Genomic DNA, 8,555 nt, shown 5'->3' with positions numbered 1-8,555 from the left:
CAGCAGCCCGAAACCAACCACCGACCACCGCCCGAAAAACCCATACCACTCCACCCCGAACGAAGTCCATCAAACACAGAAACAAAACAAGACAGCAGCCTAAACCATAATCCAAACTTTCCTGCTATCCACAAAACCTATAGCACTCCAGACAACAAGACGCGCCTTTGACCACCACATCGAACACCCCACGAACTCAAACCAACAACCGATCATGTTTCATGACGGTCATACTCAAAAATATCGGCAGCTGCAATATCGGCAGCTGCTTTAGATTCTCTCTACAAGACGACTCGCTCTATGGATTTAATCGTGTTATCTGAAGAAAAGAGAATTTCTATTTTGCTGGGCGATTCTAGTGACGACGCATAGATCGCGACATAGACATCTTTATTTTGGTTAAGATTTATATCATATAGATCTGCCGCTGCAATGCTCCCGACACGGGCGACCCCGCTTAAGAAATTCATTTTCCCTCGGTATATCAGAGTACCTGATGTATCATCATTAGTTGACCCTACAGACACCTCAACATCACCATCAGTATCAGGTTGAGTGAAAATCATAACGACATTTTCATTCGCCACAACCCTACCCAGCTCTTCTCCCATTTCTGGAATATTTTTCGTAGTTGAATCAAAGAGCCAGATTTGTGCATAAAAGGGTAATACTGTAAAAGAGATCACAATCTCAACTCCCGCCATGAGTTACTTGCACCTTGAATTTATCCCCTACATCAATATCATTTTGTTGATAAAATGCGTTGATTGTTCCACCTTGTCGATATTGCTCCTGTAAAGGAACTCCTCGAACTTGAGATCCAGCACCGCCTTCCATTGTTGATGCAAAGGGATATTCGTCAGGGCTTCCTGGGCCGCTGAAACCAGCGCATGCCACCCGTCTATTTTGGGCAGCTTGAGCAGAGTTTGCTCGAGTAAGCACAGATGGGTGGCCAGCATCGATGGCAGATTCGATGTTGTCGGCAATATTAGGCATGCGGTCACTCGAAATCTCAAGTACTGGGAGATCATCAACGTTGGCCTCTCCAGCGCCGGTTCCGCACCCATTTCGTGTTTGGTTGTGGACGAGGATTGCCTGCCCGTTATCGGTGGCCACGTGGTAGTTGTGGAAGCCGGTGATAGTGAGGTTGTGGACGGTCTCACTGCGTCCGGTGGCTTGGATGGATACCACCTGGGTGGTCTGGCCGTCGGGGGTGTGGAGGGTGTCGCCTTCGTGCAGCTGGTCGGCTGGGGTGTAGCCGCGGCCCTCGGCGTAGAAGGGATGGGTGGCGGTGGTTTCCACGCTGCCGTTGGTGGTGGTGACTTTCAGGGTGGGGACGTTCTCGTGGGTGAACGTCCGTTCCACGGTGGCGGGCACGTCCTGGCCGGTGGCCGGATCATGAGCCAGAATCTGTTCCCCGACCTCCACCTGGTCAATGCGTTTGGTGGTGCCGTCGGCCATGACCACGGGGGTGTCGGGTGTGAAACAGCCGTAGCGGGAAACGCCGGTGACCTTCGACAGGGCACCGCCTGCCCCGCCACCAATGGCGCCTTCCCCAGCACCCTCACCGACAGCCCGAGCAAACCCAGACACGGACAGTGGCTGGCCGCTGGTCAGATACTGCAGGCCGTTACTGGCCCCACCATCAATGGCTCCCTCGACCGCCCCGGTAAGAATGTTCTTCCCCAGGCAGTTCGCCATCCCGGCAGTCGCCTTGGCCGCCACAGCACTGGCTCCGCCGCCGACCAAGCCGGTCGCGGCCCCGACCGCCCCGTCACGCAGAACAGTGCCCCAGTCAACACTCCCGTTGGAGGACTTCTGCGACCACACACTCCCACCAGCGCTGGTCAGGGCACCGGCCATCATCGCGGCACCGATCGGCCCGCCGACACCGGTACACATGACCGCAACACCAGCCACGACCATCGCTCCGGCAGCGATGTACTCCCAGTTCTCGCTCACCCAGCCGGTCACCGTCGTAGCAGCGTTCTGCAACATCCCGTTGGACGCCTGCTGATAGGCGCGAAGGTCCTCCTCCGACACCGGCCGCAACCCGAGCGGATCAGCCATACCAACCGGATCATTACCCGCATACGAGTACGGATTCGCCGCCCACGCCGCACCAGTCACAGGCTCGAGGGGATCGACCGACAAGAACACCCGGGTGGCGGGGTCGTAGACCCTGGCGCCCATCCAGTCGAGGCCGGCGGTCTGGAGGGTGCCGTCGGCGCCGATCCCGATGTCTGCTGGCCCGGTTCCGGGTCGTGCCGGCATGGCTCCTGCCCCGGGTTCTGTTGTCCCGGTTTCGGGGGTCATGGGCGGGGTTGGGCCGGTGCCCCAGATGCGGTTGTGGAGGGCGTCAAGGCCTGCTGGGGGGTTGGGGGTTTGGGCTGCGGGGCCGTCGGTGTCGGGGACGAGCCACACCGTGTCCCCGCCCTCCTCCTCGTTCTTGGTAGTGAGGGCGGTTGCTGTGAGAGCGTCGGTGATGATGCGTGCGCCGATCTGGGCGAGTGTGGGCCAGGCTGCCGCGGTGTCCCAGTAGACGGGCTGGTCCCCTGCAATGGCGAGTTCACCGCCAGCGTCGACGTGCAGCCGGGTGCTATGGGCCCGGATCTGGTCTCCGTGGCGGGTGATGCGGGTGACCTGGGCGAGGAAGCCGCGGGGGTCCCAGGTGAAGAGGCGTTCGCTGTCGGGGCCGGCCTCGCGGGTACGGCGCCCGGACGGGTCGTAGTCGTAGGTCAGGCGGCTGCCGTCAGGAAGGCGGGTCCAAGTGAGCTGGCCGGCCTTGTCGTATCTGTGGCGAGTTGTCTGGCCGTCACAGGTTTCGGCGACCAGCCTGCCTCCGGTGTCCCACTGGTAGGCGGTGCGGGTGCCCTCGCTGGTGACCGCGCCGGTCAGCTGGCCGGCCAGGTCGTACTCGTAGACGGTGCGCAGTCCGTCACGCACCTCGGCTGTGACGCGCCCATCCGGGTCGCGTTCGATACGGATCTCCTGGATGAAACCGCGCCGGTTCACCCTGTGGGCGACCACGGCGCCGTCGTGCCAGGTCCAGGTGGCGTCCAGCCCGTCGCCGTGCACGCCGGTGACACGGCCCAGCCGGTCACGGTCGATCCGTACCCGGCCGAGCCCTGGCCTGCTGATCGCGGCCAGCCGGTTGTTGGCGTCGTACTCGTACCTGGTGCTGCCGCCGCCCGGGGTGTGCATGCTGGTGCGGCGGCCCGCAGCATCGTAGCTGTAGGACACGCCGATGCCGTCACGCAGCCGGTGGGCGAGGTTGCCCTGGGTGTCCCATGCGGTCTCGACCTGTTCACCGTCGGCGTCGGTCTGGGTGAGGGTGCGGGCGGCGAAGTCCCGCTCGATACGGGCGAGCAGGCGCCCGTCGGCCCAGGTGCGTTCCAGCCGACCCGACCGGTCGTAACACCACTGCAGACGCCGCCCTCCGGCATCCACACGCTCTGTCGGGCGGCCCGCCGCGTCATAGCTGTAGGTGGTGGTTCTGCCCAGTGGGTCGACCTGGGACACCAGCCGGCCCATCGGGTCGAACACCCGCTCGGTCCTGGCCCCTGTCGCGTCGGTGACCGCGACCCGGCGGCCCGCCTCGTTGTACTCGAACCGGGTGACCCGGCCCAGCGCGTCGACCGCCTCGACGAGCTGCCCAGCCTCGTCGTAGCCGAACCGGCGGTGCCCGTTCCACGGGTCACGCACACTGGTGATCCGCCCGCACCTGTCGTAACCGAACCGCACCACTCCGCGGCCGGGCTGGCGGCGCCAGATGATCCGCCCCGCCTCGTCGAACCGTGTGGACACCCTCTCGCCGGTCGGCCAGATCTCTCCGCAGATCCGCGAGTCGGCGTCATAGACCATCTCGTAACGGTCCCCGCCGGTACTGATCGTGGCAGTCCAGCGCCCGCACTCGTCGTACTCGTACCGGTACGCCCTGCCAGTGGGCTGGGTTACCTCGATCACCCGGCCCGCCGCGTCCCTGCCGTAGCGGGTCATCGCACCGGCCGCGTCCATCATCTCGACCAAACGCCCACACAAGTCGTAGCGGTTCACCCGGGTACCACCATCGGGCCCCGTGATCGAAACGAGTCTGCCCGACCGGTCCCAGACCGCAATGGCATCATCACCACCGTCACTGACCTGCACCGGCGCGCCGAACCGGCCGCGCTCCACGCTCCTGCCCACCCCGGTGGGGTCGGTCGTGCCGGCCAGCATGCCATCGGGCCCATAACCCATCGCCCACACCCCGCCGCCGGTATCACGCATGCCGGTCAGACGCGACAGCCCGTCATAGCTGAACTCCCAGGCCGAACCGTCCGGCAACTCCACCGCCGCCAGGTTCCCCAGGTCGTCGTAACGCTCGGCCACGACCCGGCCCAGCGGATCAGTCGTACGTTCCCGCTCACCATGATCACCGTGCTCGATGCAGGTGCGCCCGCCCTCCGCATCGACGACCGCCGTCAAACGCCCGGCCGCCGTGTACTCGAAACGCGTCTGGGCCCCATCAGGATCGGTCCTACTCGCCAGGGCGCCAGTGCCCTGGTCATAGGCATACTCGGTCCTGTGACCCAACGGCGTGACAGCAGCGGTGACCCGCCCCGACCGGTCGCGCTCCAACCGAGCCGTGTTACCGGCCGCATCGGTGGAACTGACCAGATCACCGCGCTCGTCGTAACCGAAACACACCCGCGCACCAGTAGGATCGGTGATCTGCATCAACAACCCGTCACGCCACACCATGGCCGTGACACCACCCTCGGCGTCCCGCACCCGGCACGGCCCGCGCTGGCCGGGCTCGTACTCGTAACTGGTGACAGCCACCCGGTCGGCACCACCATCGCTGCCGTCGTCGACGTTGGACACGCGGGTCTGTACGAGCCGATCCAGCTCGTCCCACGTCTGGTCGATCCTGGCTCCCGACGCCAGCCGCCGCGTCACCAGTCGGCCCCTGGCGTCGTACACCGACACCGTCTCGGACCCATCCCGCTCACGGACCCACACCGGGTTCCCGTGCCGGTCATAACCGGTCGACTGACGACGCCCATCCGCGTCCACCAAACCCACCAGCCGCCCATTGCGGTCATGAATCCACGTATTGCCCCGCGAACCGTCCTCGTCACTGGTCGCGGTGATACCACCGGACAAGTACGCATACCGGGTCACCCGCCCGAAAGACGAACGTTGCCTGGACACCCGGCCCTGCTCGTCGTAGCTGTTGGCGACCTCCACGACACCATCGGCGTCGACGATCGCCTCGATCAGCCCGGCCTCGTTCCACCGGTACCGGCGGCGGACCCCAGCACCTCTACGCGCCTCCAGCAGCCGCCCTGACCCGTCATAGACGTAGTCGACCCGCCGACCATCATCGGCCACTACCGCCGCCACGCGCCGGCCATCACCGGCCCACACCAACTCCAGGCTGCGGCCCCACACGTGCTCCAACCGCACCAGACGCCCACCAGTGTCATAAGACAACACGACACCGGTGCCATCACCCTCACTGGTGCTACGCACCCGCCCGGCCGCATCGACCTGCCACACTAGGCCCCACGAGGACGACACCCGCCACCCGCCAGCAGGCAACGCCTCCAGCCACAGGTTCTCACCGATCGCCCGCCCCCAGCCCTGGCCCATACGAGGAAACACCACGACCCGGCCGTCGAACAACCGCAGCCTGGCACCCTCATCATCAACCGTCAGCCCGGCCTCGCACCACGACGACCAGCCCGGCCCGAACGCCCCCGACCCCGGGTTCAACGCGCTGTAGGATCGCCGCCACGACAACACACCGGCCACACCCGTGAACCCCAGGTCGTCCTCAACCTCCACGAAATTACCCGTGAACGCGTTCACCGGGTCATCGCTGTAACCAGTCGTCGGCGGCGAACCATAAGCCGTCGGCGGATCCACCTGCAGATCCTCACGACTCGCTTGCACCCCCACGGCGGCCAGCGCCGCCCCGAGCGCCGGGTCCGGCACACTCGCCACACCATCACCTGCGCCAGCGTCCTCGAACGCCCCCGCCACCACATCCGCCCAGCGGGCGTCGTTCTCGTTCTGCTCCAGCCACGAGTCCAACGTCCCGATCACGCTCGAGGCGTCCAGCGTCGCCCAGGAACAACTCATGGTGAAATCGTCACATTGACCCGTCAGGGTGCCAGACAACCCCGACAACTCGCCATCGGCCGCTCTCGAACTGGTCGCGAACGACCGCAGATTCGTCGGAGACCCACTTGTCACCCCACCAGAAGACCCCGTCCCGGTCATCTCCTGACGCGCAGCAGGACTCGCAGCAGCCACCGTCTTCGACGCCGAAGCACTCTTCTCCGCATCAGAAATCTCATCAAACGGCGGCTCCTCACCACCGAAGATCTTGTCGACGACCTTCTTCCCGAGATTCCTGTTCGCGACCCGCTGCGCCCACTCCCGGGCCTGTCGGCGCCGATTGTTCTCAGCCCGCGCCTTCTCGTCCAGATCCTCCACATCAGAAGCCACCTGACGCAGAACCCGGGCGATCTCGTCCGAATCACTCAACTGGGTCGTGCCGTTCTGCGAAAACAACGTCGCGTAATAACCCTGGAAATCAACCAGGCCATTCGACCGGTACCCAGCCCGCGCCCCCCGCTGGCCCTCCAGTTTCGACGCCGCGCTGCGGAACGCCGACTCCAACGACCCCGACACGCCGAAGTCGTAGTCGACATCCGGCATACCCTTCAAATTGTCAAGATTGGCCTCATCAACCTTCACGAGCATCGCCTCCAAGGGGTGAACCCCCAGCCCTCAAGGAGACGGCCCGGGCCCGCAACGACAGCTGGGCCCAGCAGACGCCCGCCTCCAGTCAGACCAGGGATGGAACAGCAGAACCGCGTACAACCCAGCACATTAACACTGCACGCCCACGACAAGCACCCGCTCACAGCGCGAGACGGGCATCAGCCAGCAGGGCCGGTGTGCTCTGCCGTTCACACGGCTCAGCCATCGGAACCTTGACGTCGTCTCATCGTCTGCGCATGAGCGCCAGGAACCCGCTCATCGCCTGCGCATGAGCGCCAAGAACATCGCATCGGTGCCATGCCGGTGGGGCCACAGCTGGACGAAGCGGGGGTCGGTGGCTGCGGCGGTGTCGGGCACCTCCGGGATGAGGGACGGCGCGTCGAGAAGCTCCACCCTGTCCTCGACGCTCGCCACGACGTCCGCGGTCTCGGCGCGGTGGGGTGAGCAGGTGACGTAGGCGATCAGGCCGCCGTCGGGCACCGAGCCGAGGGCCACGTCGAGCAGGTCCTGCTGCAGGGGCACGAGTTCGTCGAGATCGGCGGGCAGGCGGCGCCAGCGCGACTCGGGGCGGCGGCGCAGCGCCCCCAGGCCGGAGCAGGGCACGTCGGCCAGGACCGCCTGGAAGGAGGCCTCGTCCCAGGCCGGTTCGCTGCCGTCGGCGACGATCATCTGGTGTCCGCTCCGGTCGTAGCGGCGCAGGGCGAGGCTCACGAGGCGGGCGCGGTGCGGCTGGGCCTCGTTCGCGACGAGGAAGGCGCCGTGCTCGGCGGCCAGGCCGCGCAGCAGGGCGCTCTTGCCGCCGGGTCCCGCGCACAGGTCGAGCCAGCGGGGCCCGCTCAGGCCCTCGGCTCGGCTCAGCGCCAAGCAGACGAGCTGGCCGCCCTCGTCCTGCACGCCGGCCCGGCCGGTGCGCACCGCCTCGACCTCGGCCGGGTCGCCTCCGCGGTGCGCGCCCCAGGGCGACCAGCGGGTGGGGGTCGCGCCGGCGGCGAGCAGTTCGTCGCGTTCGCACAGGCCGGGGCGCACGACGAGCGTCGGCTCGGCGGCCTCGTTGTCGGCGGCCAGAGCCGGTTCCAGCTCGTCGGGGCCGAGCAGATCGGCGTAGGCGTCGATGATCCACCGCGGGTGGCCGGTGCGCAGCTCGCGTTCACGGTCCGGGTCGTCGCCGGCGATGAGCGTGCACCACTGCCCGAACGGGCGGGCGATGATCCGGCGCATGACGGCGTTGGTGATGCCGCAGGCGCGCTCCCCCACCACATGGGCGGCCAGGTCGACGCTCGTGTCGACGGCGGCGCGGTCGGGCACGCGCATGGCCAGCCCCTGGTGGGCGCCGAGCCGCAGCACGTCGACGAGGTCGGGTTCGAGGTCGTCGAGGCTGCGGCCGGAGGCCTGCTCGATGATGGCGTCGTAGCTGCCGGCCATGCGGCAGGTGCCGAAGACGAGTTCGGTGACGAAGGCGGCGTCGCGGCCGGTGATCCGCTGCTCGGCCAGGAGACGGCTGCAGGCCAGGTTGGCGTAGGCGCCGGAACGGCCGATGTCACGCAGCGCCTCCAGAGCGGTGCGCCGCGGCCGGTCGAGCGGCCGCCTGGTGCCGCCGCGCCCGTCACGGCTCCGGCCGGGGCGGCGCCCTCCTCGGTCATCGGCAGAGCGCGAGGGGTTGCGCGGGAACTCCTGGCGGCGGGGCCGGTTCTGCCCGCTCATTGCCGACCCTGCCCGTAGCCAGACGGGTCGTCGAAGCGGGCGCCCCGGGCGGGTCTGGCGCCCCCGGCCCAGTCCGC

Annotated in this window: 3 protein-coding genes; all 3 read right to left on the bottom strand. The window is 66.3% G+C overall.

Going from position 1 to position 8,555, the window contains the following annotated elements; translation table 11 throughout:
* Positions 1–281: 281 nt before the first annotated feature.
* Positions 282–704: a hypothetical protein gene (locus R2N01_RS10330; protein ID WP_316670880.1), complete on the bottom strand. Its 423-nt coding sequence runs from the start codon at positions 702–704 to the stop codon at positions 282–284.
* The gene (locus R2N01_RS10325; RefSeq protein ID WP_316670877.1) at positions 691–6,750 is read right to left on the bottom strand and encodes a DUF6531 domain-containing protein; all 6,060 of its coding nucleotides are present in this window, start codon (positions 6,748–6,750) and stop codon (positions 691–693) included. Before R2N01_RS10325 ends, R2N01_RS10330 begins: the two co-directional genes overlap by 14 nt.
* 282 nt (positions 6,751–7,032) lie before the next feature.
* Positions 7,033–8,478 carry a transcription antitermination factor NusB gene (locus R2N01_RS10320; protein ID WP_316670875.1) on the bottom strand — a complete coding sequence of 482 codons (1,446 nt, stop codon included), beginning with the start codon at positions 8,476–8,478 and terminating at the stop codon, positions 7,033–7,035.
* Positions 8,479–8,555 lie beyond the last annotated feature (77 nt).

The organism is uncultured Propionibacterium sp. (genome assembly GCF_963539965.1).
Lineage (GTDB): Bacteria > Actinomycetota > Actinomycetes > Propionibacteriales > Propionibacteriaceae > Propionibacterium.
The sequence above is the reverse complement of the archived record's forward strand: the minus strand, read 5'-3'. Positions and strand labels throughout refer to the sequence as shown.